The organism is Paraburkholderia franconis, assembly GCF_009362735.1.
GTDB classification, from domain to species: Bacteria; Pseudomonadota; Gammaproteobacteria; order Burkholderiales; family Burkholderiaceae; genus Paraburkholderia; species Paraburkholderia franconis.
Window position 1 is genome coordinate 1 of record NZ_WHNP01000006.1, and the last position, 23,651, is coordinate 23,651.

The window sequence follows — 23,651 nt, forward strand, 5'->3', positions numbered from 1 at the left end:
TATGTTTATACAGTTTTGCACGGCGATTGCACGACGTTCGCGCGGCAAACGGCATAGGCCAAACGACGGGCTTCTGACGCACTCAGGTGCGGCGCGGCTTAGGGCCGCGCAAAGCCGGATCGACGCGTTTGTGTAGCCCGCACCGCGTCGAAAAAGAAAAAACCCGGCGAAGCACCGGGTTCGAATGGCCACCCCCACAGCCCTCGGGCGAAGGCTGATCGGCCGCTTTACCACACGCCATCTGGCACCCTTGCGGCGGTCGAATGCGCATCGACGATGGTCTTCGTCTGGTTCGCCCCCCGGCGGACCAAGAAGCGTCCGACGACTCCTCGCAACACCTACAGCATCGTCTAAACGCCCAAATACTCTATGAGCGCAGCCTTAACGGAAACTTAAAGCCGCGGGATGCGCTTGCTAATGCGGGATGTCACACAGAGCTCGATCGAAATCGCAGCTTCGCCGATGGAAGTTGCACAGACGCTGCCTATCATTTCTTTGAGCGAGCTTTAGGGCGCCACGGTGGCTGCACGGAATGCTGGATAACGTAGGACGAATCCGCGTCCGATACAGGCTCTCACGCGCCGCGCGCTGCGGCGTCTGTCACGGTGGTGACGGCTTGCCACTGGCCGGCACTGTCGCGAGTCGAGTGGAGGTCTCCAATGAAGTTCATTGTTCAGTGGAACGGGCAACCGACGGCGCAGCAATCGGCCATCGAACGTTTTATGAAAACGGGCGGCGCCTTGCCACCCGATGGCATCAAGATGCTCGGACGATGGCATTCGATCGGTGAGTTGAGCGGATGCGCGATCATCGAGGCCGACAGCACCGCGCCCATGGCGGCGTGGATGCTGCAGTGGGGCGATATCTTCGAGTTCACCATCTCGCCGGCTGTCACCGATGAGGAACTCGGGGCAGCGCTGGGGGCGTATCAGGCTCAGGCGGGTAAGTGAGGTGGCGAGACCTTGTCGCCTGACCGCTTTGAGGGCATGCGCAGGCTGGTAGCGGTGGCCGGCTGGTTAATCAGGATACCGATGCACTTGCGTCTTCTCGCTCTATAGATGCCGACCGATGGCGCATAGACGATACAAAGAAAAAAGGACTTACGGCTTGCACCGTAAGTCCTTTTGCCCATCTGGTCGGGGCGAGAGGATTTGAACCTCCGACCACCTGCACCCCATGCGGGGTGGCAGTCGGCGGAGAGGCGCGACACGATTAGCAATCCCAGGAAACTGTCTAATGCCTGCCTAAAAATTGCGCTGCGAAAACCCGCTTGCGGTGGACTTCCGGGTTTCGGTATTAGACGGGATTTCCGCAGTCAGTGTAGCATCGATACTGTATGCATATACAGGTGTCGAAATGAGCCTACGCGATCCATACGGGACGAAGCACGCGTGCCGCGAATGCGAGCATTGGGGTGGTGACATGGCGGGCACCGCTCACGCGGTCTGCCTGCGCGGCGATCGCGTCCAGGTGCAGGCGAACGGCGAGTATGGATGCGTGTTCTGGGTGCGCGCGACTGGCTCGGATGACGAGCCCGCCGATGGCGGTCGATTGAATACAAGCCGCAGCCTGTAAAAACGGAATACAGGCCTCAGACTGTTTTATGCCGCAATACTGTATGGAAACACAGTAGAATAAAGAGGCGGGACACAGGGCGTTGGAGCGCTCAAGTGCCCCTGACCTTTCACCTGATCATGTGAGGATCACGGCAATTGGCTAAGGCCAAGCATATCCTATCGCTGGACATACAAGGCGACTTGTTCGCTAGGCGATGCGCGAAATGCGGCGCGTCGAAATATTTTTCCGAGTTTTCTTGGAATGGGAAGCGGAACGAGCCAGTTAGCTGGTGCAAGAAATGCCGTGTGGCAGACCAGTCTGCACGACACAGGGCAAATCCGGAGCGCGGTCGTACTCGATCCCGCGAGTGGTATCAGGCGAATCGTGAGCGCGCCCTCGAATACGCTCGCCAGAATTACGTCTTGGAACGCGACGAACAGATAGCCTATTCTGCCGCCTACCGCGAAGCCAACAGGGACGAGGTCAATCGACGGTCACTTGAGCGGTATTACAAGGACATACATAAGACTCGCGAAACCAAGAATGCCTGGTATTCTCGGACGGCTCCGGAGCGGCGCGCTGTATCCAAAACATGGCGACAAGCAAATAAGGCAAAGAGGAACGCCGAGGTGGCGTACCGCGATGCCGCGAAAATCCAAGCTACGCCGGCATGGGCAAGCAAAAAGAAGATTGGGGAATTCTACAAGGCCGCCGATTTTCTAGGCATGGTTACGGGCGAGTACTATCACGTCGATCACATCGTCCCCTTGCTTGGCCCCGTTGCGAAATCGGGACCATTCAAGGGGGAGAGGATAGTCTGCGGGCTGCATTGCGAAGCAAACTTGGCGGTCATTCCGGGAAGCGAGAACGCCGCCAAGGGAAACAGATATTGGCCCGACATGCCAGATGAAATCTACGCAACACCTGGGGCCGAGGACATCGCCGAGATACTCGCGAGCCGCGCCTGATAGCTATCGATGTCATGATCAGAGAAGCGCCAGCCACCCGGCCACTTGTTGCCGTCGTCAAGCATCTGGAACGCGCCTTGATCGTTTTTGAGCCAAACGGTTTGGACCGGCGCGCGATATTGCCAGCGACGGTCGAACCACGGCCAGCTTGCCCACCCGTCCGCTGAGTTGACGCAAGCCGTCAGCCGTTGAAACACTGCGGCATGCGACGTGAAGAAATCCGCCGCGATAAACTTGGGCGCGGCCACGCTGAAAATCTTCCCGATGCGCCCCGCAGGAACGTATGCGGGCGCCACGGATACGCTCACGGCCCCGAGCGAATGACCAGTCAGGTTCAGCGCGGCTCCGGATGGAGCGGTCGACAACGCCCAGTCGAAGACGTTTTGCATACCCGATGCCGCGCCTTGCGTGACATGACCTCCATTGATCTCGACAGGTGCGAGTTGAACATCGCGCCAGACGTCAGCCAATTGACCGTCGCTGGACCGCGTGCCGCTGATCGATAGCCACGTTGCGCCGGACGAATCGACGGATAGAACGGCCTGGTGGCTATCGTCCTGTAGCTGCGACACCCAAACGTCGCCAAGCGCCTCAAAAGCCCTCTTTGAGGCGTCGTCGTTCTCGATGTACGAAGCGTTCGCGCGCCGGCAGGCTAAAACGAGGGCCTGCCAGTCCATTACTGGCTCGCGGCGACAGGTGCAGAAGCCGCAACAGCACCCAACGACGCCGTCGCGGCGCTAGCCTTTGATGCTGCGATCGCATCCGCAACAACCTGATTCAACAGCGGCTGCGCGAGCTGGAGCGCTAGCAGAATGGCAGGTTGATTCGGAATCGCGGGAACCGCGGCGACGATGGCCGTCACAGCCGGGAACAACGTGTTGTTGAATGACTGAAGGTCCGTCAACTGGATCGTGGCCGATGCCGAGCACACCGCGTCATTGATCGGCGAGACGGAAAGCAGCTTGTCCTTCTGGGCTTGCGAGAGCAGCGGCGACGTCGACAGGATGTCGAGATCAGCCTTCACGATCGGGCAGAACTGCTCGGCGAGTTGCGCCGGCGGGATGATCGGCAGCGAGACGGGTTTGACTTGAACGCCAGCGCAACCGGAAAAGAGAGCGGACAGCATGAGGCCTGCCGCAAGCAGCATGAGCTTTTTCATTTCGGGATTTCCTTCGAGGATGCCGCGAGCGCGGCGGGGATTTACTGCTGAGCGTTGGCGGGCACCGTCACCGCGGGCGCTGCGACGTTTGCCGGATTGATCATCACGCCCGGCGTGAGCAGCGAGGCTTTCGCGGCGCTACGGTTGCGCAAGGCGTTGATGCCTGCATGCACGGCCGCCGCGACCACGCCAGTAACGAGCGCCGAGACGCTATCCGGAACTGGCGCGTGGAAGATTGCCGCGAGTGCCCAGCTCACTGCGGGTTCGAGCGTTGCAGCGCTGATCGTGATGCCGCCGGTGATGACGCTGGAGGTTTGTTGCTTCATGAATGCTCCTACGTTGCGTGGTGGATGAGTTCGACGTCGGAGAACTGATAGCCCTCCTTTGCGTACTTCTGCGCGATGTATAGCGGGAAAGGCATCGTGTGGATGCCCTCGTCCTTTCCGATGTGATGCGCCTTGCAGAGCAACAGCCCGTTGACGGTCATGTCATCAACGAACTGCGTCCAGTCGGTGAAGCTGTCCCAGTCGAACGCCTGAATATGCGGACCCCAGTAACCGGACAGCGCATCCTGCTTGAAACGGTCCCAGTCGATCAGCTCGGCAAGCGAGCGCTCGATCGGATGGTGATGTGCTTCGAGTGGATGGCCGGATTGCTCAGCCGTCGAATTGCAGATGAAGCAGCGCGCGCCTTCGCGCTCGAGCAGGATCTTCCGCGTGCGTTCGAATAGAGCCGTCGTCTTGCGGTCCGCGTGCTCAGGGATGTTCACTGCGACCGACAGCGTTTCGCGCTCGGTGTGTGCTTGTGTCATAGCCGTAAACGAAAAAAGCCCCGAGCGGGGCTATTTGAAGTTAAGGATTACGCGGGCAACTGAATCGCGCCGGCTGCGATGGCATAACCAGCCGGGCTTTCATGAACGCCGTCGTTCGATACCCAACTAGAACTCCCATATGTGCATGAGTTGCGCGCCGTCGAAAGCGCCGTCGCAACGTCGAATGCCCCGTCGAGGAAGCCGCCGACGGAAGCCATGATGAAGTTGTTGAACGCCGCGCCGATCGTGGTGTACGGCGGATTCGGGCCTTCGGCCATCTGGGTCGTCCAGTAGAACTGCTGCTGTGGGAACATCGCGCGCAGCGCTTGCGCCGACACCGACATCTGCTGCGCCGACTGGTTGTTCACCACGTCGTTGATGCCGTAGTTGCAGATGACTCGCGTGCAGAAGCGCCGGATGATGTCGCCACGCTGCGTGTACAGCGTATTGAACACGCCGTTGAGCGTGGTACTGCCCACCGACGACATTGCCTCACCAACGATGGCGAGGTTCGTATAGCCCGCGCTGCTGCCGATCGCGCGCGCCTGCTCGCCGACGTGCAGATTGTTCGCGCCGTCATCCTGCAAGCCGACAACACGACTGTCGCCCGAGCAGCTGTAGGAGTGAACGTTCGTCGGACCGAAGAGCGCCACTGGGCGCAAATACGGCGTGTCAGTGCTGGCGAAGGTGCCTGTATCGCCGCTGCGATCGGGAAGGCCTGTGCCATATTCGAAGCAGTCGCCAGCAGCGGTATTGCGTGCCGGATTCCCGGTATTGGCGACAGGGATCGTGCCGCCCACACCGACCACGCCATGCTCGCGCACGAAGAAAGTTGCGCCCTTCGGAATGGTGAAGGGGAGCGTCGTCAGGTCCGAATACAGCGTCGAGAAGTTGTAGCACGTGCCCGTCGTCTGTTGCGGGCCGCCGAATGTCAGATGCGCGATCTGCCCGTTGTACTCGATGCTGACCTTGCGCTGCGAATCCGCGCCGATCGCTTTCTCGCCGAATGGCGTGCTATCGCCATAGCCGATGTACCAGCCAGCAACTGCGGCTCCAATCGACGAAATATCAACGACCGCGACATGGGCGGAACGGCTGTTGAATTCCAGCGCCGTCGTGATCTTGTCACTCGCGCAACTGGTGCGACCGGCAACCAGGCCGATGTATGTTGAGTGGCCGTCCCAGCGCGCGTACGCACCGGGGATGCCTTGTGGACCTTGCGGACCAGTCGCACCGTTGGCGCCATTGGTGCCATTCGCTCCGGCTGGACCCGCAGGCCCTTGCGGACCCGGCGTGCTCACTTCAATAACGCTCATATGTGGGTTTCCTTCAGAACGGACGCGTGTAGTCCGGAATGAGATAGACGTTGCCGGTGAGATACTTGATGAGCCGCCCCGAGCCGTCCTTAACGAGCAGGTCGTACCCGCCGAGCAGATACCCGGAACCCTTCGGACCAAGTGGAACGGGAAGGACGGCCGGTATGGAGATCGCGGCCGTCTGTGCACCTGGAAGATTCCAGCTCAACTTCCCGTTCGGCCCATCGAGCGTCATTGATCCGTCGGAAGTAGAAAGCGCGACGACGGTCTGCGTGTTGCCCGGTGCCGCGCGAACCTGAAGCTGTGCCGATGCACCGACCAGTTTGATGACGGTGCCGTCGTCGTTCTTGATGACGACCTGCCGCGGCCAGTCCGATCCCTGTTCGATGACGAAGTGGAAGACGTCGGCGCTCATGCATCACCATCCACATCGGGCAGGTCGACCGTCTGGTTTGCGAGGGCGTGCGTGCAGTCGCCGAGGAATGTGATCTGCCCAGGCTGCGCGCCGCTGCATCCGATGAACGAATGGCAGCGATGCAGGGGGATACCCCATTCCTCACCGTTCTCGCGTTTGTAGGTCTCACCTCCCCACCACGTGTTCAGACTCGGCCCGAACACCGGCTTATCGAAATCGCCGTTGAAGCTCCAGCGGTCCTTCCACGAAATGTGCGGAGAGTGCTGTGTCTCACCGGGCGGCAACCAGTGCGTCGGCAGAACATGATCCATCGGCGCGCCGTTCGAATACAGACAACCGGGACATAAGATCTTGATCCCGTAGAACAGCCCGTCGCTATCGCGGACGATCTTTGCTTTGCTCATGTCGGCATCACTCCCGTTTCCATTGCCTTGCAGAGGCGCACGCCACGCAGGCCGACCTGTGCGTACCACTTCGAGGCCTTCATGCCCGCAGCGGCAATGCCAAACGAGCCGCGCTGCATAGCCGCGAGCGTGTTCTTGAAACCGAGCAGACCTGTGCCGAGCGCCGCGTTGCCGATGCCGAGGTTGAAGCACATATTCGCGATCACGCGCTGACGTACTTCGTCCATGTGTCGCCACCACGGCAGATACTTGTCGAGCTTCGCGAGAGTCGTCGACACGTCGCGATCGAGCAGCTGGTTCACCTGCGCATCAGCCAGCGGGAATGCCCAACCGGCCGGCAGCGGCGAGACATCCATGTTGTGGCCGACGCCGACGGTCCGCTTCGGCGGGTCTGCAGTGTCTAGATATGGGACGTATCGAACGCCCTCGTCCCGACGCAGCTCCGCATCGAGTAGAGACAGGATCATTTGCTGCCCCTCTTATGCTTACCCTTCGTGAACAGGCGATCCTTCAACAGGAAGATGATCTGCAGGATCGTGTAGAGAATCGTCGTGACCATGACCCAGTCGGAAAGCTGAAACCCCATCCAATGCATGCCCGCTACCGAAACGGGGAGAGCCGATTTCGCGGCGCTCGCCGCAACGTCACTGCGCGCGATTTCCGCGACCTGGTCGCCAATAGGCATCGAGTTACCCCGTAAAAGAAAAAAGCCGCTCGATGGCGGCTGTTGGTCGATCGTTATCTGATGCTTGACAATCACCCTAGGGGTGATATGCTTCGACGCACAGGGCTAAGCATTTCGCGGTGCCCGATACTCCGAAAGGAACCCATCATGCGACACACTTTTCGCGCGCTCGCGCATCCCATTGGAACGGCCGCCCATGCACTATCAGGCACCCCCACAGCAAGGGCTTCGGCTCCTCAAAGAGCAACTGTCCTTTACGAATACTCAGATGGCCCGGATGTTCGGCGTGGCCACAGGCCGGCAATTCCACAAGTACCTTTCGGACGAGGACAAGCGCGAGATGGGCTTTCATGTCCTGATGTACGGCATGGCCAACTGGCAGCTCATGCATGGCCCCATCACCAGCGTCGAGCAACTTCATGCGCGAGGCCGCGAGATCGGCGCCGTCATCGAATTGGAGGATGGAGAGCAGCAGCTGTAATCGGCATCACTGCTTGCCTGGCAGCTTGCGGCGGCAACGATCAGTCGACCGCGCAGCCAGTAGCCAAGCCCGTCATTCCTTCGATCGTTATTCCCGCAGCGCCGGCATCGGCACCCGTCGAAGCATCAGCACCCGTCGCGGCGTCGGATCCGGCAACGTCAGCACCCGTTGCAGCCTCGACTCCGATGCCCGCAAGCGATCCGGGTCCTGCGTCAACTCCTATCGTCAATATCGATGTCTATGGTGATGATGCTTCGATGGGAATCGCGTCCTATGGCTTCGGCATGCCGACCATGATCAAGCCTGCTTCAGCGAGCCTACAAGACGCGCTGCGGAAGCAGTTCAACGATACGGGCATCACTGTCGCCAACCACGCGACAGGCGGCCGTGCTGCAAGCCTGCCGAATCTGCTTGACGGAATGGATGGCGGCGGTGCGGCGTTCGCGCAACGCCTAACGGCGACGCAATCGACAATTGTCATCATTAGCTATGGCCTGAACGAGCAATACGGCGGCGAATCAGTGTCCGACTTCAGCGGGTACCTTGCGCAGGCGATCCAGATTGTTCGCGACGCTGGTAGAAGACCCGTTATCGAAACCCCGTCTCCGACGTGCGACAGCGATCACCCGTTCACGGCGAACTACGCCGCTGCGATAAAAGCAGCCGGCGCGACTTACAACGTGCCGGTGATTGATAACTATGCCGCGATTTCTGCGCTGACTGATTGGCGTGCACACATGGATTCGACGTGCACACTGCCCGATGAATCTCTGCAGCAATTCAAGGCAACTCAAGAACTCGCTGTCATTGCGCCGCTCGTCAAAGCTGCGCTCGGAGAATGATCATGCACACGCAAAATCGGGTGGTTCAATCTTCGCGCCTTCGCCGCAGTCGGCATCAACCGGTTGCAGAATCGAGAACGAATCGTGGTGCCGGTTCACGCTGGCGCGCGGCGGCTGTCACTATGTCACTCGGCTGTGCAGCGGCTTCGGCTCATGCCGATTACATCAACGACTATGTGCAGGCCGAACTCGGCATTGGCGCTGCACATTACACAACAGAGGACGGTCGCTGGTACCAGCAAGGCATGCCTGGCGCCAACAACCAGTTGACAAGTAAGCCGCCCGCCTTTTCGGCAGGCTTCACCGGACCTATCATCAGTCGCGGTAAATGGGGCATGGACTGGCATGCCGAGTATGTCAACCTCGGTCGCGCCTCCGCCTCATGTGCGTGCACGCCTCGGGACGAGAACTATAATGCGAGCACCCACCAGTACACGGATAAATTCTCCGCGCCGCAGGCCTACTTCACCGGATATGGTCGATCGCAAGGTGTCGCGCTGACCATCGAGCCGTATTACTGGATCGACGGCGTCCGTCTCGGTATCGAAGCCGGCGCATACGTCCACCGCGATAGTTGGTCCGAGGACATCGTCGGCTGGCAAGTGAGTCCGGCTGTCGCGCCTCAGAACCTGCATGTCGAGGACGCGTACTGGTCCGTCGCGCCGCTCGTCGGAGCATCGGTCGGCAATGGACGATTCACGCTGTCATATCGCCACTACTTCATGAGGGTGAACAGCAATCAGCGCGCGATTCCTCCGCTATGGAACGATGCGGATGCTATCGAGCTGAAGGTCAAGTTCTGAAGAGGTGCCGGTAAGGTCTGGTAATATTCGCGCGCGAGGCATTAATAACCTTCCGGCCCAAAATGAACCCTTCCCATGGCGACGTTGCCGACCTTAAGCCATTGACGAGCCTGCGGTTCGTCGCGGCGATGATGATCGTCGTGCTGCACTCCAAGCTCTACTTTTCATGGCCATGGTTGCAACATGCGCCCGGCTCGCTCGTGCAGGGCGTCAGCTTCTTTTTTGTCCTGTCTGGCTTCATCCTGAGCCACGTCTACACATCGAAGCCATTCCCAGGATACGGCCGCTTCATGTTCGCGCGCTTCGCGCGGTTGTGGCCGGTACACATATTTGCTCTGCTGATGCTAGTGACATTCGTGCGTCCAGACTCGATCACGTTCGACGGCCCGGGTATGTTCAGCAAGTGGTATCTGCTCGCGTCCAACCTGACGCTGACGCAGTCACTATTTCCATTCACGGCTTACACGTTCAGCTATAACAGCGCGTCATGGAGCATATCAGCCGAAGCGTTCTTCTATCTTGCCTTCCCCTTGCTGCTCATCAACATCAAGCGGACATGGCATTGGAAAATGGCCGGATCCGCACTCGTCGCTGTCGTCATAGCAGCGATCTACCATCGCTTTCCATCGAATGGCGATATGGACCAGATCACGATCGCCTCGGCACTTTACGCAAATCCGCTAGTGCGTGGCTTTGAGTTCTGCCTTGGAATGTCGACCTGGGTATTGTGGGATCGTTACATCAAGAGATCACAGCTTTCACTGGCGGCATGGACAGCCGCTGAAGGCGCAATACTGCTGATAATAACCGCGTGGCTGTCGATCAGCATATGGCCGGTTCGAAATGGAATCCCGCCATCTGCACTGCAAGTTATCTTCCATGAGAACGGATCTTCATGGGCGTTCGCGATCCTGATAGCAGTTGCCGCATCAGGCCGAGGATTGTTTGGGAAGGCGCTGTCAGCGAAACCGCTTGCATTTCTCGGACACGTGAGCTTCTCGATCTATATGTTGCATCAGATCTTGATGAAGATGTTCGTCACGTGGAACCAGGCTCAAACCGTGTCGACAGTTGCATTCCTCGCTGCTCTAATTTTTATCGCTTCCGCCAGCTACCTCATGATCGAGAAGCCGGTGCAGCGCCTCCTGATGAAGAGACACCGACCGGCAACCTCCCAAAGCATCATCCCTCAGGCGGGAGGAGCGAAAGTCCACACTCCCTCAGAGCTGGTCGCCGACCAGCCTTGATCCGGGGCGGGCGAGATGCTTGTCACGTCGACTAAGCTTTCCACGAACTCGGGAGTGAACCGATTTTCTATCGGTATCTCATTCCCGTTTTCGTCGCTCATCGGTTTGATGAGCTCAAATACCTTGCCGCCTTCAATGCGTGCATAAGTCTTCATTTACGCATACTCCGTCATCACGACAACGCCTGAAAAGCCTGCTCCGCCTGCAGCGTTCCCGCCGGATTGATTAACGACAACCCCGCTTCCGGCGGTCCCATAGTTCACTGCTGCGATGCCGGTAGTGTTAATTCCTGGTCCTGTGGCCCCAAGACCGAAAGGAGTTCCACCTCCAGTCCCGGCAATCGCGGCGCTCGTCGACAGACCCAAAGAGGCTTGAACGGAAGTACCGCGAATAGAGATCAGATTCGCTCCGGTCGGAGCAGTCGAGAACGATCCGTTTCCGTTCGCAGCGGGGGGGGTTTGATTGTTCTGCGGTCCACCTCCAACGCCTCCAGGAGCTGTAAGCAGCGACCCGATCGATGAAGATCCGCCATTCCCGCCAGTGCCATTCGACACGCCTGCTCCGCCTGCGCCTACCGTGATGGTTTGCGAGGCACCGATTGTTGCGACTGGCCATATTGATTTTCCATATGAACCAGAGCCGCCGGGAGCACCCATGGAAACCGTCGATGCTCCAGCACCGCCTGCGCCACCTCCAGCCGCACCGCCGCCCTGCGCTTCACCAATAACGGTCGATGTATTCGACAACGGAACGAAAGTCGTTGCGCCCGTGGTCGCGAATGCGCTGCCATTCACGGAAACCTGCTGCTGACCGCTGACGATCGCATAAACGCTTGTGCGCAGCAGTCGTCCGGGACCGTACAGGTTCTTGATCGCATCACGCAATTGCGTGTACGTCGTCTTGCTGGGAGTCAGGCCCGCCGCAACGACAACATTGCGAATTTCTTCTTGGACCATGTTGAACCAGCTCGCGCGCTCGAGCGTAGCTGGTACACCTGTCGCAGGGTTTCCTTCGGTCCAATAGCCTTCGGTGCCGGCTGCCTCCGGAACGGGAAGCGATGTTGCCGCAGTTGCGTCGTCGATACGAAACATATGCCCTCTTATGCGTATGCAAAGATTGGAATCGTGTGCGCAGGCATGATTGCCTTGATTTCACACTCAAGAACCGAGTTTCCCCATGACGCCAAGGGATCACCTGCGGCTGAGATACCGACACGCGAGCGCACGACGGTGTTTAGCGGGGCCGTGATCTGCCACGCAAAGGCCCACGCGAGACCGCAGAGTGGTTGGCCTACCCTGCTTTGACCAACTCGTGCCGGGGCAAATTGGGCGACTGTGACCGTGTAGCCGAGGTTTGCAGCGAATGCCGTCAGGCTCGCGATCGTCGGACCGCCCACACCGACGAAGCGCGCAAGCACCTGCGCCTGCCTCTGTGCGATCGATGGGGCAGATCCGGCGCATGGGTCTGGAAGCCCGAGCGTCGACTCCCACTCGGGCAGCAGCTCGTACGTCGTTGCAGGGAATGCGTCCTTCAGCAGATAGTTCGCGCGCGCCGTCGCGCGCTCGTAGCTCGGTGCCAAACCGGATAGAACCTGCGTTTGCACCGCATCAGGATCGCGCGGCCAGACTCGCCCGCGCGGCATCAGCCCTTGCAGCGCCTTCAGGAAGTCGGCCGCCGTGTAGTTCGGTGCGAGCATGGAGCCTCAGACGTAAAGCACGCTCGCGAGGACGGGAAGCTGCCCGAACCCGCTGGTGATGTTCCCTGAATAGGTGGTGGTCGTCGTGCCGACGACGCCCTGAATCAACGTGATCAGGAAGCCGCTCGTCCCCGAGACAGATCGGATCGCCGCTGCTATGTCGTCCCGGTTGATCGTGCCCGCACGCGGATCGCCGTTGCGGAACAGCACATCGGCAATGGCTGCGGAAATCGCGTTGCGTGTCGCTGTCGTTGCTGATGTCAACCCAGATAGCGTGATCGTCAAGTTGTTGGCGATCGGAGCGCACGAATAAACGAGCGCCGTTACCGGCTGCTTCGCGACAATTGAATCCGCAACGACGAGTTGATCGCCGGCCGCGACTGTTCCGCGCGGTATCCCGCCCGGTCCTTTATCGTTTTGCGAGACGCCGTCGGTGCCCTGCGGAAACCCGCCATGCGCCACTTCCGCGTTGTACCACATCGTGTAGACGACAACCGTACCAGCACCGAATCCGTTCGCCGCGCACCACGCGCGCGTGACGCCCGCGACAGCCAGCGCCCACTCAACATAGTCCTCGACGTCGCCGCCCTGTGGAGTGCTCTGGTAGGCGTCGAGCATGCGGCTGCGCAGATCATCGTCTATTTCGATGTCCGCACCAGAGGCCACGGTCCCGGTGATCGCGCCGCCTTGCTGGATTCCGTCGACAGCGACGCTCAGCGATACGGCCGTCCCAGCATCCGCATTGCCCGCCGAGCCCGCCACATCGGCGACGATGGTCACCGACACATTGCCAGTCCCGTCCACCGTCCCCGTCGTCGACGTCGTGTAAGTCACGCCATCACCACGCGCGACTGCTGTGCCCGCGCTGAGCACCTTCCCCGTCGTACCCGGAAATTGTGCGGTCAGCTGAGACTGCGTCGCCGCCTTCCGATAGACGTCTTTCAGCGCAGACCAGCCTTCGAGATATTCGTCTTCGGCAGTGAACGGCACGGCCATGCGCGCGATCCAGTCGAGATAGCCAAACTGGAGGTTGGTCAGTCCGGCGAGAACCTTGCCGATGATCTTGAGAACGGCAAACCGCAACAGCGCGTCGGCACCCTGAAGTGCCGACGAAATGTCTGCCGCCACCTCAGAGATCAAGGTGGTGAGCGTCTTTCTTTGGAATGGCATGTCAGGAGAGCTGTTGCCAGGCCCACGCGTAGGTCATAGAGATCTGCGTGCCCGTCGGTTGATAGAGCGTGATCTGCGCGCCGAGAAACGTGTCGCGCACCCACTGCGTCTGCACATCGATACTCGCGACCACGCCGTCATCAATGAGCCATTGAAGCGCCTCGTTGATGTAGTCGCGCGCGTTGTTCAGCACTTCCTGCGTCTGCTTCGATCTGTCGAGCAACCAGAGACGCGAGCCAATCGGCTTGTCTTCGCCGATGTCGCCCCACCATCCGCGCGGATCGCCCGTCCCATCCGGGATCGTGTCGTCCGGATTCGCGGCGCGATCGGTGAAGATGCTGACGAGCACGGCCGCCTGCAGATCGTTGCCAGTCACCAGCGCCGGCGCGATGAATTGCCAGTCTCCGCGGCTGTTGTCGACGTCCCAGATGACAGAGATGTCTGACATGCGTTACTCCTGTTGCGTCGGCGGCTGCGAGTTGATCGTGCTGCTGCCCGTCTGCACGTTATTGATCGGGTGCGTATGCGAATTCGCGACCTGGCGCATTCCGGCCACCGTCCGAGTGTTCGTCTGGTAGTTGTCGAGGATGTCGCCCTTGCACTTCAGCAGCGGTGTATCCGCGATCACCTCCGGCGCATTCGTGAACGTGATCGGGTTTCCACCGCCATTCACGATGATTCCGGAAGCCGTCAGATAGACCGACTGCCCCCGGCTATCGTGGATCGCGACCTCCCCGGATGCGAGCCCTGTCATTCGGTATTTCGCGTTCGATGTCGCGATCACGAATCCGTCGTTTCGATCGCCGTTTTTGAACGCGACAAGCGCCTGCGTACCGGCTGGCGGATTCGACGTGAATCCGAATTCGGCGTAGCGCGGCACATCGGGGATCAACTCGAGCGCGTTCAGCCGGACCTGCAACGTCTGCACGCTCTTCGTGTCGTCGACGAGCGCAATCGCGCCGCGCGCCATCAACAGCAGTATCCGGCGCGCCAGCCTGTTCAAATCGCTCAGCACTATTGCTCCGCAGGTGTTTGCGTCGATTCGTCCATCGGCAGGACATCGAGCGCGATCGGCTCAGGCAGGAAACCTTGACGCGGCCCGAACACGAGCTCGGCGTGCGTGCCGGCCTCGCTGAGGATGAACGTCACTTCGGCGAGAAGCAGGACCGTGTTCGCCGGGATGCCGGCAGCGTCGGCCGAAACCGGATAATTGACATTCACGAACCACGGCGAGCCGCTCGCATCGCGCCAGTTGTCCACCAACGCGCGCACACGCCGAGACCGCCCATAAGCACGCGAGGCCATCCAGTTCACGCGCTTCGTGACGAAATCGCGATCCGTCGCGCTCTGCTCCGATACGAAATATGTCGGCCTAAACCGAAGCGCGTTCGCCGTCGTCGAGTTGTTCACCACTGTGATGACGGGCAGGTTCGGAATGCTCTCGTCATCCGCACCCGCACTGTATGCGCTGAGAACGGCGTTGTATGTGCTGAATGTCCCGAGCGTGCTTTTTGTGCAGACGATCGCTTCGGCGTTGTTACCGACGGCGACACCCGACGCACCGAGTTCCGTCCCGGCCTGCGAGATCGTCAACTCGCCTTCTTCGCTCTCGAAGACGAGCATCCCGCAGTAGCGCGCATAGCGCTCGATGACTTCCCACGCCGTTTCGGTGATACTGATGATCTGTCGAGGCAACGGAGGGAGCGCGTCGAGCGCCTTCTGCGTTCCGTTCGACGGCACGAACACATCGATCGAATACTGGCTCGCGATGCTTTTGCACAGATCGAGCAAGCCGACGTTTGCGTTGACGCGGTCAATACGGCACGAGCAGTCGACAAGATCGGCCACCTTCCCGCGACCGGAGATCGTGATGTCGTGCGAGCGCGGCGTCAGAATCGTCTCGATCGTCTCGACGAATCCCGATAGGACGACGCTGTCGCCAATCGAGATCGTGACCGGCGCGCCCTCCTTCGAAACCAGCTTCAGCGTGTTCGCATCAGCAGAGCACGTCAGGATGAACGACGACGTCGCGACCTCGATCGAGCGCGTGATCCGCACCGACTTCCACCCGGTAAGCACGAGACCGTCCTGCGTCAGCAGCACGCGCACTTCGTCGGCGCCGGGCTTCGCACCTACGGCGTCGACAATGCGATCTGCATTCGGCATCAGAAATTACCAGGTGAAAAGGCGTATTGGTCGCCCAGCGGTGCCTGCTGGCGATCTGTTTTCAGTTGCGTGTCCACGTTCGGAGACGACGTGATGTTCGTGCTGGTGCCCGGCGGCGCATTCTTGTGGACAATCTCGACGCGCACCTTGCCTCCTTCGCCCGAAACGCCCTGACCAAGCTGGCTGTCCAGATCACGAGCGATCCCCGAACGGATCTGGGCCTCACCCTTCACGTCTGTCGGTCGCTCATACAGCGACGAGAATTTCGCGGCTGCGTCGGGTGCATCCGTCGCATCCGCGAGCGCCTTAGCTGTTCCCTTCTCGTTGTGGTTCAGCTCCCACACTGAAAAGGCCATCTGTTGCTCAGGCGTCTCCAGATCGAGCGGGCGCCCGAATTGCTGCTCATACAACTTTCGACGCTCGGGCCCCCACTGGAATAGCCCGCGAAACTTGCCAGTTGAATCGACGGCTCGCTCGTCAAGGCTGCTTTCACGGAATGCGTTCGCGGTAATGCCGATAGCCGCCGTCCTGCTCGCACCATGATTCATGTACCACTCGACCATGGAACGCGCCTGCTCAAGTTTTCCGCCACGAGCGGTGACAGTTGGCTCACGATCGCCCTGAGCAGTCCCTTGAGCGGGCGAACCATTCAGTTCGGCCATGGTGACGGGACCGTTGCCACGCAGAGAATTGCCGAAACGCTCGAATCCGTTCCATAGCCGCTGACTGGTGGCGTCGGATCCGCTCGGCTGGGCCTGCGGCCTGCCGCGACCACCGGCCACGTCAAAAAAGAACTGAATGCCGTTTAGCAGCGAGTTCAGCGCAGGCTCGACGCCACTCAGCACCGTCGTCTTCAGCCGGTCGTAGGTAATGCTCAACTTGGACGACGCATCGGCATATTCCCGAGCGCGTTGAATGTCCTGCTCATCCGGGATATACGCCTTCGCGGTCTCAAGATCAGATGCGACCTGAGCCGGACCGCGATTCAGAAAGTCGACAAGCGAACCTGCGCCCGCCGCATTCAGGAAGTTCTGGGCGCCGCCATACTTACCTTGACCGCGCAGCGCTTCCGCATACGCCGCGAGTTTCGTCAGAACCGATTCAATTGACTCCAGCCGATTCGGATCAGTCGAGATGCCCGCGGCCTGGAAGCGTTTGAGCGCCTCCGGATTGCGGTTGTTGATCGCATCGCTGTACGTCTGCCGCACCTGCTCAATGCCGCCGTTCGCTTGTTCGGCCGACAGACCGGCAAGACGGCCCGCGTATTGCACGCCGAACGCGCTCGTCGTCGACAATCCGCTGCGCACCGCCAGATTGCTCATCGAGCGCACCGACGAGGCCCACTGTGACTCGAGCTGGGCGATCTTGAACGTCAGCGCCGTGACGCCACCGATGATTCCAGCCTTTCCGACGAAGCTGGCAATCTCGGAGATCGCGCCGCTGTTCGAACTGAATCCGGCTGCGATCGAACTGCCGAGACTATTCAACTTGCCTTTGTTCGCCTGCGCCTGCAACTTCGAAAGGCTGTTCGTCACCTGCCCGATCGGGCCGGATGCCTGATTCTTCGCGGTGATCGCAATGGAGATTTTGCTTGCCATGAACCCGCTCGAGGATCAGTTCGCCAACGCCTTGAAGGTCGTAGGCATGAATGCAGGGTGCACAGGATTCGCCTGCGCGACGAGCTCGTCAGCACGCGTCGGATCGCGATAAATCCTCGTCGCCAGCGCGAGAGACGGCATCGGCGCAGGCAAACTGAACGTCTTGATCGACGACAGACCCGCGCCGCGCTTGTTCAGGTCAGCGACGACCGCCGCGCGCAGCGTCGAGAGCGCCTCATACGTCTCGTCTTCGCCCTGGTCCCCTGCGACCGTCATCTCAGCGTCGATCAGATCGGTCACGAGATCGCGCACGCGCGCCGCATCGTCGCTCGACGACGGCTGATATGTCGACGAGGCCTGTGCGACCGCGCCAATCGACGTGCGACGGAACAGATCGCTGCACGCCGACTGCATATCGCCCATCGCCGTGCCGATCACAGACGTCGTCGTGCCCGCATTCGGAACGAACGTTGAAAGCGACGACAGCAGTCGAATCGAGTCATTCGGATCGTTCGTCGCCGCCAGAACAGCAGACGTCACCCCTTGAACCGACGAGGTGAAGGTGTCGACCGTCGTCGCGTCGAAACCTGCTGCAGCGGCCGCCATCGTGTCTGCTGCCGTGCTGACGTTCGCGCGCGCCGTCGTCGCGGCCTCGATCATCGACTGCGTCGTCTGATTCGACTGCACCGACGAGCTCGGATACTTGCTGAACGTCGGAACCGTCGCGCTGCCCGCGAAGCGACCGAAGTCACCCGGCAGGTTGAACAGCAGCTGAAACAGGTTTCGCGCGTCGCCGACGATGTTCTTCGCGTACGTGTACCAGCCGAGCGCGGTGTTGACGACGGTCCCTAGCACGGCGGCGCCATATGCAATGGCATTCAGCGCGGTCTTAGCGAAATTCAACGCGGCCGCAACGTTCAAACCCGTCACCGCGTTCAGCACCGACTGCGTCGTCGCGGTTTCGGCGGTCGGGTATGTACGCTGCCCGGCCTCGACGAACTCGAACTGAAACTCGAAATACCGGCCGCGCTCCCAATGCTCGATGCTTCGGAAGCCGTCCAGGTTGACGTTGAGCCTGCCGAGCGTCGGATGGATCAACTCTCCATCACCAGCCGTCTCAACTGCGGCGATCATCACATCGCGTTGCATGATGACGTCGTCACCGATGACGAAGCCATACATACGGATGCGCCGCGCGCCGCGCCCGAGATCTTCGATCCACGGCGTGTCACGCTGCGGATATTGGTGAACCTGATTGCGACGACCGAATGCCGCCTCACTTCCGAGCGATACGAACGGCACACCTCGATATGATGCGGGGCGCAACTGTTCGAAATACGACGCAGCCGATCCGCCAAGCCGCGCGGCGAGCGAACTCGCCAGATTGGAAATCCCCGAGGCGGTGCTGAGCACGGCGCCTGCGCCGCCACCGATGTTCATGCGCCAACTCCAATGCGTTTGCCCAGGCGCAGCGCTCTTTCGAGCCAGCGCAGGGTCTCGGATTCTGTCATCTGCTCGACCGCATCCGGAGGCCAACGCATCATGTGCGTCAACTCGGCGAGACGGTCATCCCACCACTCCGGAATCGAGACCCGTGCGGCGATCAGTCGTCCGAGTCCGGTGATCGCCGAACCTGAAAACCGTTGAAATACGCCGCGGCTTCGAGGAAATCCCGAGCGCACAGCGCGCGCACGGAGCTTTTCGGCACCTTGCCGATCAGGCTGATCAGCGCGACCATGCGTGCGAACGGACCGCCCGCCGCTTCGGCTTTTCGCTTCTGCGCATTCGTCGGCTCGCAAAGCGAAAGCGAGGCCAGGTTTAGCGCGCTGTCGTCCTTCGTGAGTTGGACGGGCTTCGTCAACTGAATGACGATCTCGTCCGCGCTCCTCTCTGGATTCCGCGCGGCATCGTGACCAAACGATGCAACGAAGTCTTCGGCCTCGTCGATCTGGCTGCCGTACATCTGGTCGATCACGTCGACAGGCACGCCACTGAGTAGAGCAATCAGCGCGATCGACGTGCCATACACACCGGCGGATTGCTCTGCCTTCTCGTAGTCGCCGGCGAGCGGCTCGCGAAGCGTGATCTCCGAGACGGTTTTCTCCGCGTCGCCCTTGCCGTGCTTAAGCGGCTTGCGCAGGACGATCGTTTTCGTATCGCTCATCGCTTACTGCTCCGTGACCGCGTTCTGCAGGCCTTCCCAACGGCACGTGAACTTCGCCTCGACCGTGTCGACTTCCTGCGCTTCCACCGTCCACATGTTGCGTCCGATGACCGTCTTGCCGTTCGCTAGCTCGAGCACGAGCGTCACGTTGCGCATCGCGTTGAATGCAGCGAGGCTGAGACCGCCGGAATCACGAATCGACGCGCTGATGTATGGAGGCTTCGGCATTTCGCTGAAGCCGTGCACCGTGTCCTGCCCGGACTTCGACTCGCGCGTCACACTGCCGACGTCGTACTTCAGTTCGCCTTCGAGCTGGTAATTCACCCCGTCGGCCGTCAGATACGCGGTGCCGGCAATAAGGCCTGTGTTGTTCGCCATCTATGGCTCCCAGAAATGACAACGCCGCCCGGGTTAGCGGGCGGCGCTTTGCGTTTGACGGACAGATCAGGACTGCGTGGCCGACAGGCGGAACTGCGCCAGCAGCGCGAAGATGCGCAACTGGTTAATCAAAATCCCCGGCCAAAGGACGTCCACGCGGTTAGGGTTTGAGGCGTTTTGTTCCACGATGATCGACTGCGCGAAGATGTCGCTGCCCTGCACGTAGCCTTCGTATTCCATCGCGCGGTATTCAGCAATCTGGTCGGCCTTGATGATCTTCGGCGTGACGATCCCTGAACCCGGAGCGAAGCGCGTTCCGTCGGCCGCGAGCTTCACGCGCGCGTATTTCGTCGTGACCATCGTGCGCAGCCGGCGCAGCACGTAGGTCAGCAGGAACATCGTCTCGATTTCGAGATAGCTGTTGTCTGGCTGGCCCGACGCGTTCGTCTGGTACGTCGTGATCAGGTTTTCGATCGCCACCGTGCCATCGTCGGCGACTGTGAATGTCGAGATGCCGTCATAGAGCAGCGTGTTGCGCTGGCTCAGGTTGAAGCGCGATTGCAGCGGCGGCGCCAACACACCGGTCAGCGCAACCGTCTGCATCGGAATGCCCGGATCAGCGCGCACGCTCACGGCGGTGACCGCGGCGATCGCCGATGCCCACTGCCACGCGGGCGTCGGCGAATCGTTGAAGCCCATCACTGTTTCGTGCTGATTGTTCCGCGCCGTGCCGAACGTCGTCTGATTCGCCCAGGTCGCGCGGTACGCGTAGAACGCATGCCCGAACACCTGTTGCTGCCAGCTCCATCGACCCGTCGAGTCGTTCAGGAACGCCTTGATGGCGTCCATCGACGTCGTGTCCGTGAGCGCGCACGCGATGAAGTCGAACGGCATGTCGAGCAGGTTGCCGAGCGCGGTCGTCAGCGTCGGATTCGTCGCGCCACCGGCCATCGCGGTGATCGTCGCGGCGAAACCTGTCGGAAACACTTCGCCGTTCGCCGCGCCCTGATAGTTGAAGCGAACGTCGATGTCGTTGCCGACGAGGCCCTTGTTGTCAGCCGTCAGATTGACAGTGCTTGTCGACGCAACTGCGGTTGCCGGCATGCCCGGAATCGCGTTGATCGCTGCGGCGAGAGCCGTGGCAACCTGCGCCGTCGTTTGACCTGAGGTCACCGCGACCGAGACCAGTTGGCCGGCGATATACAGCGCCAGCGTGCCATTGGCCGTCGGCGCACCGGTAATCGCGATCGAACCAGTTGCCGCGGTCGCGCCGGCAGCGTCAGCCAGCGGCAAACACCAAAGTTCGCCGAACTGGTCGTTCTGGCGATAGGCCGCCGTCATCAGCGCGAGTACTGAGTTCGCGCCGAATTGCGTGTTCGCGTCGCCCGTGCCGGCCGACAGGAGCGGCACGTTCGCGGCGGCCGCGCCCGTCGTCATCGGTCCGATCAGCAGCGCGCGCTGATTCGCGACAGCAGTGTTCGCGTGCGAGCTGTCGATCTCGGCGAAGAACAGCGGCGTGCGCAGGTTCTGCGGGATCTGTTTGAACGGGATGGTCATTGCGCGTCACCCCCAGCCTTCTTAGTTACGGTTGCGGGCGTCGGCGTTTCAATCACGACATCACCGTCGTTAGCTACGCGCGTCCAGAAAATATCGCCATCCGGCACTTCGATGCCTTCGGGCGGCAGAAACTGCTTCGTGACCGGATGCCGCACTTTGAGGCCCGGTGCAGGTTTGACGATCATTCGTCACTCCTTTAAGTGAATGTGGCCTTGACGAAGCCTTCAGCCCGGCCATCGGGCCCTTCGGTTCGCGGCGCCGGCGTTACTGCATCAGGGAAAGGCGGATTCGGGTACGTCTCTGTCGGATCGAACACGTTGATCAGGTCTGCCGCCAGATCGATCTCCGTGAGCTGCGCCGTGACATCCGGATAGAACGTCTCGTACATCTGCACGCCCAGAGAGATCAGCATCCCGCCGATGTGCGTCTCGCCGTCTGCGCTCACGTCGGTCTGCGTACGCATGAACGGGAAGTCCTGCGCGAGGTTGCGCAGCGGCACGCTCTTGAAAATTGCAGCCTCGATGTCAGCCTGAAGGCCTTCGAGCGCGAGCAGCGCAGCCGGGCCCGATCGCCCCGACACTTCGACGCGAATCTCGAAGACGCTCGTCGTGTCAAATGCGGTCTGACCGTTATTGCCGAGAGACTTCTTTTCTTCTCCGCCATACCGGACCTTGATCGCCGGCAGCTTCGCCGCCGTCACGTTCCAGTCACCAGGCGAATACAGATTCACGTTCTGCAAGGTGCCTAGCACGGACAGCAGCGCAACGCGGAATCCCGCGCGTGCGGTCTGATCAGACATCGGTTTGCCCCGGTACGTTGAGCATCAGGCGGGCGCCGCCCTTGCCATCCGAATGCACCTCGCGCACTTCCCACTGCTCACCCGTTCCGATGATCAGAGCCTGATCGCCTTGCTGGGGTAGATAGTTCGATGGGAATTGCGAAAGTTGCACACCTAGCGTTGGCTGAGATGTCGAGACCAGTGATCCGGTCTCGACGTTGACGGCGAAGAAAGCCTTGTCGTACACGCCGCTGATCTGGAATGACCCGCCGAGGATCGACGTATAGGACACAGGCTCGCCGAAAACGCCCTGCAGCGGGCCGATGACCACGGCATTCCAGTCGATAGGCATTAAGCCTCCGAACGGCCGCCGACGAGAACTTCCGGACGAGTGCAGAGGTACAGCGGGTAGGAGTAGACCTCCATCTTCCACCACATGCGGCGATCGCGGTCGATGATCGGCAGCACGTAGACCGGCGCCCCGGGCTGATTGATGAACTCTGCCGACTCGCCCGGAGCCAGCACCTCCTGGAAGATGCCAGGTGCGTTCACGGGGAAGAACTTGACCTTGTCGTCCGCGATCTTGACGGTCGAGTTGTCGTCCGAGCCGCGGTAGTTCACCCAGGTGATACCGTCGAAATCGAACGAGCTGAACGCATCGCCGAATGCATCGTTGCGGATGTCCTTCGCGCCTTCCCAGTTCAGGAACGTACGGATCACGTCCGGATGATTCGAGAACTGGTCGTAGAACACGTCGCCGCAGAGCGCCATGATCTTCGTCTGGTTCGTGAACGCGCCCTGCGCCTTGCGCGCCATGTAGCGTTTCACACCGTTGATGATCGGACGGAGGCTGTTCGCAACGCCTGCGGCCAGATTGAAGGCGACTTCCGTCGCCTGCGCGATCTGGAATTCGTCGAACCAGTTGTACAGAACGGTTCCGTCGGCGGGGTTCAGCACCATGCCCTGGACAGCGGCGAGGCGCAGATACTCCTTCGTGTACTCGACGCTTGCGAGCAAGCCCGTCGGGCCTGCAAGACGGCGCGCCACTTCGCGTTCGAGCTGCATCGGCACCGTCACGATCTGGCCGGTCGGACCTTCCGGGAACTCGCGGATGTTCTGGATTTCGTACGTGTGGATCGTGTCGTCGTGCATCAGACGCGGCACGTCGAAGTAGCGCATCTTGCGCTTTTCGGTCGTACGTTGCGTACCTTCCGCGCCGCGCTCGCTGAAGCCAATCAGCTTCAGCGTACCCGTGCGTTCTTCAACAGACACCGCCGTCGTGCGGATCGGATTCTCGTCGAAGATGTTCAGTTGACCGAGTGCGCCCGGTTGGTAGGGGTTGCGTTGCACACCCTGCGTGAGGGCCAGCGCGCTGAATGCGTCGCTGTTAAAAATGTCGATGATTTCGCCAGCCATGGCTTATTCCTTAAAAAAGAAAAGCCGCCTTGGTGGCGGC

Annotated in this window: 31 protein-coding genes; 7 read left to right on the forward strand and 24 right to left on the reverse strand. The window is 60.5% G+C overall.

The genetic code is table 11. The features are described 5' to 3' along the window. The first annotated feature begins 659 nt into the window (after positions 1–659). From GCT13_RS08065 to GCT13_RS08075, 3 genes are all read left to right on the forward strand, one after another. Positions 660–950, forward strand: a complete 291-nt coding sequence (locus tag GCT13_RS08065) for a DUF3303 domain-containing protein (RefSeq protein WP_152756733.1) — start codon at positions 660–662, stop codon at positions 948–950. A 406-nt stretch (positions 951–1,356) separates the two neighbouring features. Beyond that, positions 1,357–1,575, forward strand: a complete 219-nt coding sequence (locus tag GCT13_RS08070; protein WP_152756735.1) for a hypothetical protein — start codon at positions 1,357–1,359, stop codon at positions 1,573–1,575. Positions 1,576–1,979: 404 nt separating this feature from the next. Then, complete coding sequence (locus GCT13_RS08075) at positions 1,980–2,525, forward strand: hypothetical protein (protein WP_152756737.1); 546 nt, start codon at positions 1,980–1,982, stop codon at positions 2,523–2,525. On the opposite strand, the gene GCT13_RS08080 is transcribed toward GCT13_RS08075, so the two are convergent. From GCT13_RS08080 to GCT13_RS08120, 9 genes are read right to left on the reverse strand one after another with little or no spacing between them, the layout of a single operon-like run. Further along, on the reverse strand, positions 2,471–3,202 hold the full coding sequence (locus tag GCT13_RS08080) for a hypothetical protein (RefSeq protein WP_152756739.1): 732 nt from the start codon (positions 3,200–3,202) through the stop codon (positions 2,471–2,473). The genes GCT13_RS08075 and GCT13_RS08080 overlap by 55 nt on opposite strands. Then, complete coding sequence (locus GCT13_RS08085; RefSeq protein WP_152756741.1) at positions 3,202–3,684, reverse strand: hypothetical protein; 483 nt, start codon at positions 3,682–3,684, stop codon at positions 3,202–3,204. The genes GCT13_RS08080 and GCT13_RS08085 overlap by 1 nt, the downstream gene beginning before the upstream one ends. Before the next feature lie 41 nt (positions 3,685–3,725). Beyond that, positions 3,726–4,010, reverse strand: coding sequence for a hypothetical protein (locus GCT13_RS08090; RefSeq protein WP_193727605.1), 285 nt, complete (start codon positions 4,008–4,010; stop codon positions 3,726–3,728). Positions 4,011–4,018: 8 nt separating this feature from the next. Next, positions 4,019–4,495, reverse strand: coding sequence for a hypothetical protein (locus GCT13_RS08095; RefSeq protein ID WP_152756743.1), 477 nt, complete (start codon positions 4,493–4,495; stop codon positions 4,019–4,021). 47 nt (positions 4,496–4,542) lie between these two features. Next, positions 4,543–5,811, reverse strand: a complete 1,269-nt coding sequence (locus GCT13_RS49110; protein WP_227746762.1) for a collagen-like triple helix repeat-containing protein — start codon at positions 5,809–5,811, stop codon at positions 4,543–4,545. Positions 5,812–5,824: 13 nt separating this feature from the next. Beyond that, a complete protein-coding gene (locus GCT13_RS08105) occupies positions 5,825–6,226 on the reverse strand; it encodes a hypothetical protein (RefSeq protein WP_152756745.1) in 402 nt (133 codons plus the stop codon). Next, positions 6,223–6,630 carry a hypothetical protein gene (locus GCT13_RS08110; protein WP_152756747.1) on the reverse strand — a complete coding sequence of 136 codons (408 nt, stop codon included), beginning with the start codon at positions 6,628–6,630 and terminating at the stop codon, positions 6,223–6,225. Before GCT13_RS08110 ends, GCT13_RS08105 begins: the two co-directional genes overlap by 4 nt. Beyond that, complete coding sequence (locus GCT13_RS08115) at positions 6,627–7,097, reverse strand: glycoside hydrolase family protein (RefSeq protein WP_152756749.1); 471 nt, start codon at positions 7,095–7,097, stop codon at positions 6,627–6,629. The genes GCT13_RS08110 and GCT13_RS08115 overlap by 4 nt, the downstream gene beginning before the upstream one ends. Then, positions 7,094–7,315: a hypothetical protein gene (locus GCT13_RS08120; protein ID WP_090862001.1), complete on the reverse strand. Its 222-nt coding sequence runs from the start codon at positions 7,313–7,315 to the stop codon at positions 7,094–7,096. Before GCT13_RS08120 ends, GCT13_RS08115 begins: the two co-directional genes overlap by 4 nt. A 196-nt stretch (positions 7,316–7,511) precedes the next feature. Here GCT13_RS08120 and GCT13_RS48235 point away from each other — a divergent pair, with 196 nt between their 5' ends. The 4 genes from GCT13_RS48235 (at position 7,512) to GCT13_RS08135 (ending at position 10,688) form a co-directional block, all read left to right on the forward strand. Further along, positions 7,512–7,796 carry a hypothetical protein gene (locus GCT13_RS48235; protein ID WP_193727606.1) on the forward strand — a complete coding sequence of 95 codons (285 nt, stop codon included), beginning with the start codon at positions 7,512–7,514 and terminating at the stop codon, positions 7,794–7,796. 185 nt (positions 7,797–7,981) lie between these two features. Continuing rightward, positions 7,982–8,638, forward strand: a complete 657-nt coding sequence (locus GCT13_RS08125; protein ID WP_152757279.1) for a GDSL-type esterase/lipase family protein — start codon at positions 7,982–7,984, stop codon at positions 8,636–8,638. A 2-nt stretch (positions 8,639–8,640) separates the two neighbouring features. Continuing rightward, positions 8,641–9,441, forward strand: coding sequence for a hypothetical protein (locus GCT13_RS08130; RefSeq protein WP_152756751.1), 801 nt, complete (start codon positions 8,641–8,643; stop codon positions 9,439–9,441). Between the two features lie 62 nt (positions 9,442–9,503). Then, on the forward strand, positions 9,504–10,688 hold the full coding sequence (locus GCT13_RS08135; protein WP_152756753.1) for an acyltransferase family protein: 1,185 nt from the start codon (positions 9,504–9,506) through the stop codon (positions 10,686–10,688). Positions 10,689–10,843: 155 nt separating this feature from the next. Here GCT13_RS08135 and GCT13_RS50530 read toward each other — a convergent pair whose 3' ends face one another. From GCT13_RS50530 to GCT13_RS08210, 15 genes are all read right to left on the reverse strand, one after another. After that, complete coding sequence (locus tag GCT13_RS50530) at positions 10,844–11,779, reverse strand: hypothetical protein (RefSeq protein ID WP_265335279.1); 936 nt, start codon at positions 11,777–11,779, stop codon at positions 10,844–10,846. An 8-nt stretch (positions 11,780–11,787) separates the two neighbouring features. Next, complete coding sequence (locus GCT13_RS08145; RefSeq protein WP_152756755.1) at positions 11,788–12,384, reverse strand: YmfQ family protein; 597 nt, start codon at positions 12,382–12,384, stop codon at positions 11,788–11,790. A 6-nt stretch (positions 12,385–12,390) separates the two neighbouring features. After that, positions 12,391–13,554 carry a baseplate J/gp47 family protein gene (locus tag GCT13_RS08150; RefSeq protein WP_152756757.1) on the reverse strand — a complete coding sequence of 388 codons (1,164 nt, stop codon included), beginning with the start codon at positions 13,552–13,554 and terminating at the stop codon, positions 12,391–12,393. A gap of 1 nt (position 13,555) precedes the next feature. Then, a complete protein-coding gene (locus GCT13_RS08155; RefSeq protein ID WP_152756759.1) occupies positions 13,556–14,002 on the reverse strand; it encodes a phage GP46 family protein in 447 nt (148 codons plus the stop codon). A gap of 3 nt (positions 14,003–14,005) precedes the next feature. Beyond that, on the reverse strand, positions 14,006–14,569 hold the full coding sequence (locus tag GCT13_RS08160) for a phage baseplate assembly protein V (RefSeq protein ID WP_321574251.1): 564 nt from the start codon (positions 14,567–14,569) through the stop codon (positions 14,006–14,008). Continuing rightward, on the reverse strand, positions 14,569–15,720 hold the full coding sequence (locus tag GCT13_RS08165; RefSeq protein ID WP_152756761.1) for a phage baseplate assembly protein: 1,152 nt from the start codon (positions 15,718–15,720) through the stop codon (positions 14,569–14,571). The genes GCT13_RS08160 and GCT13_RS08165 overlap by 1 nt, the downstream gene beginning before the upstream one ends. Next, a complete protein-coding gene (locus GCT13_RS08170) occupies positions 15,720–17,234 on the reverse strand; it encodes a phage tail tip lysozyme (RefSeq protein WP_227746763.1) in 1,515 nt (504 codons plus the stop codon). The genes GCT13_RS08165 and GCT13_RS08170 overlap by 1 nt, the downstream gene beginning before the upstream one ends. A 99-nt stretch (positions 17,235–17,333) precedes the next feature. After that, positions 17,334–18,758 carry a DNA circularization protein gene (locus GCT13_RS08175; protein ID WP_152756765.1) on the reverse strand — a complete coding sequence of 475 codons (1,425 nt, stop codon included), beginning with the start codon at positions 18,756–18,758 and terminating at the stop codon, positions 17,334–17,336. Positions 18,759–18,921: 163 nt separating this feature from the next. After that, positions 18,922–19,482: a phage tail assembly protein gene (locus GCT13_RS08180; RefSeq protein WP_152756767.1), complete on the reverse strand. Its 561-nt coding sequence runs from the start codon at positions 19,480–19,482 to the stop codon at positions 18,922–18,924. Positions 19,483–19,485: 3 nt separating this feature from the next. After that, entirely contained in the window at positions 19,486–19,860 is a 375-nt protein-coding gene (locus tag GCT13_RS08185) for a phage tail tube protein (protein ID WP_090861975.1), read from the reverse strand. A 66-nt stretch (positions 19,861–19,926) separates the two neighbouring features. Further along, positions 19,927–21,417, reverse strand: coding sequence for a phage tail sheath subtilisin-like domain-containing protein (locus tag GCT13_RS08190; protein ID WP_152756769.1), 1,491 nt, complete (start codon positions 21,415–21,417; stop codon positions 19,927–19,929). Further along, complete coding sequence (locus GCT13_RS08195; RefSeq protein WP_152756771.1) at positions 21,414–21,602, reverse strand: DUF2635 domain-containing protein; 189 nt, start codon at positions 21,600–21,602, stop codon at positions 21,414–21,416. The genes GCT13_RS08190 and GCT13_RS08195 overlap by 4 nt, the downstream gene beginning before the upstream one ends. An 11-nt stretch (positions 21,603–21,613) precedes the next feature. After that, complete coding sequence (locus tag GCT13_RS08200; RefSeq protein WP_152756774.1) at positions 21,614–22,216, reverse strand: hypothetical protein; 603 nt, start codon at positions 22,214–22,216, stop codon at positions 21,614–21,616. Further along, the gene (locus GCT13_RS08205) at positions 22,209–22,547 is read right to left on the reverse strand and encodes a head-tail joining protein (RefSeq protein ID WP_152756777.1); all 339 of its coding nucleotides are present in this window, start codon (positions 22,545–22,547) and stop codon (positions 22,209–22,211) included. Before GCT13_RS08205 ends, GCT13_RS08200 begins: the two co-directional genes overlap by 8 nt. Next, positions 22,547–23,611: a major capsid protein gene (locus tag GCT13_RS08210; protein WP_152756780.1), complete on the reverse strand. Its 1,065-nt coding sequence runs from the start codon at positions 23,609–23,611 to the stop codon at positions 22,547–22,549. Before GCT13_RS08210 ends, GCT13_RS08205 begins: the two co-directional genes overlap by 1 nt. Positions 23,612–23,651 lie beyond the last annotated feature (40 nt).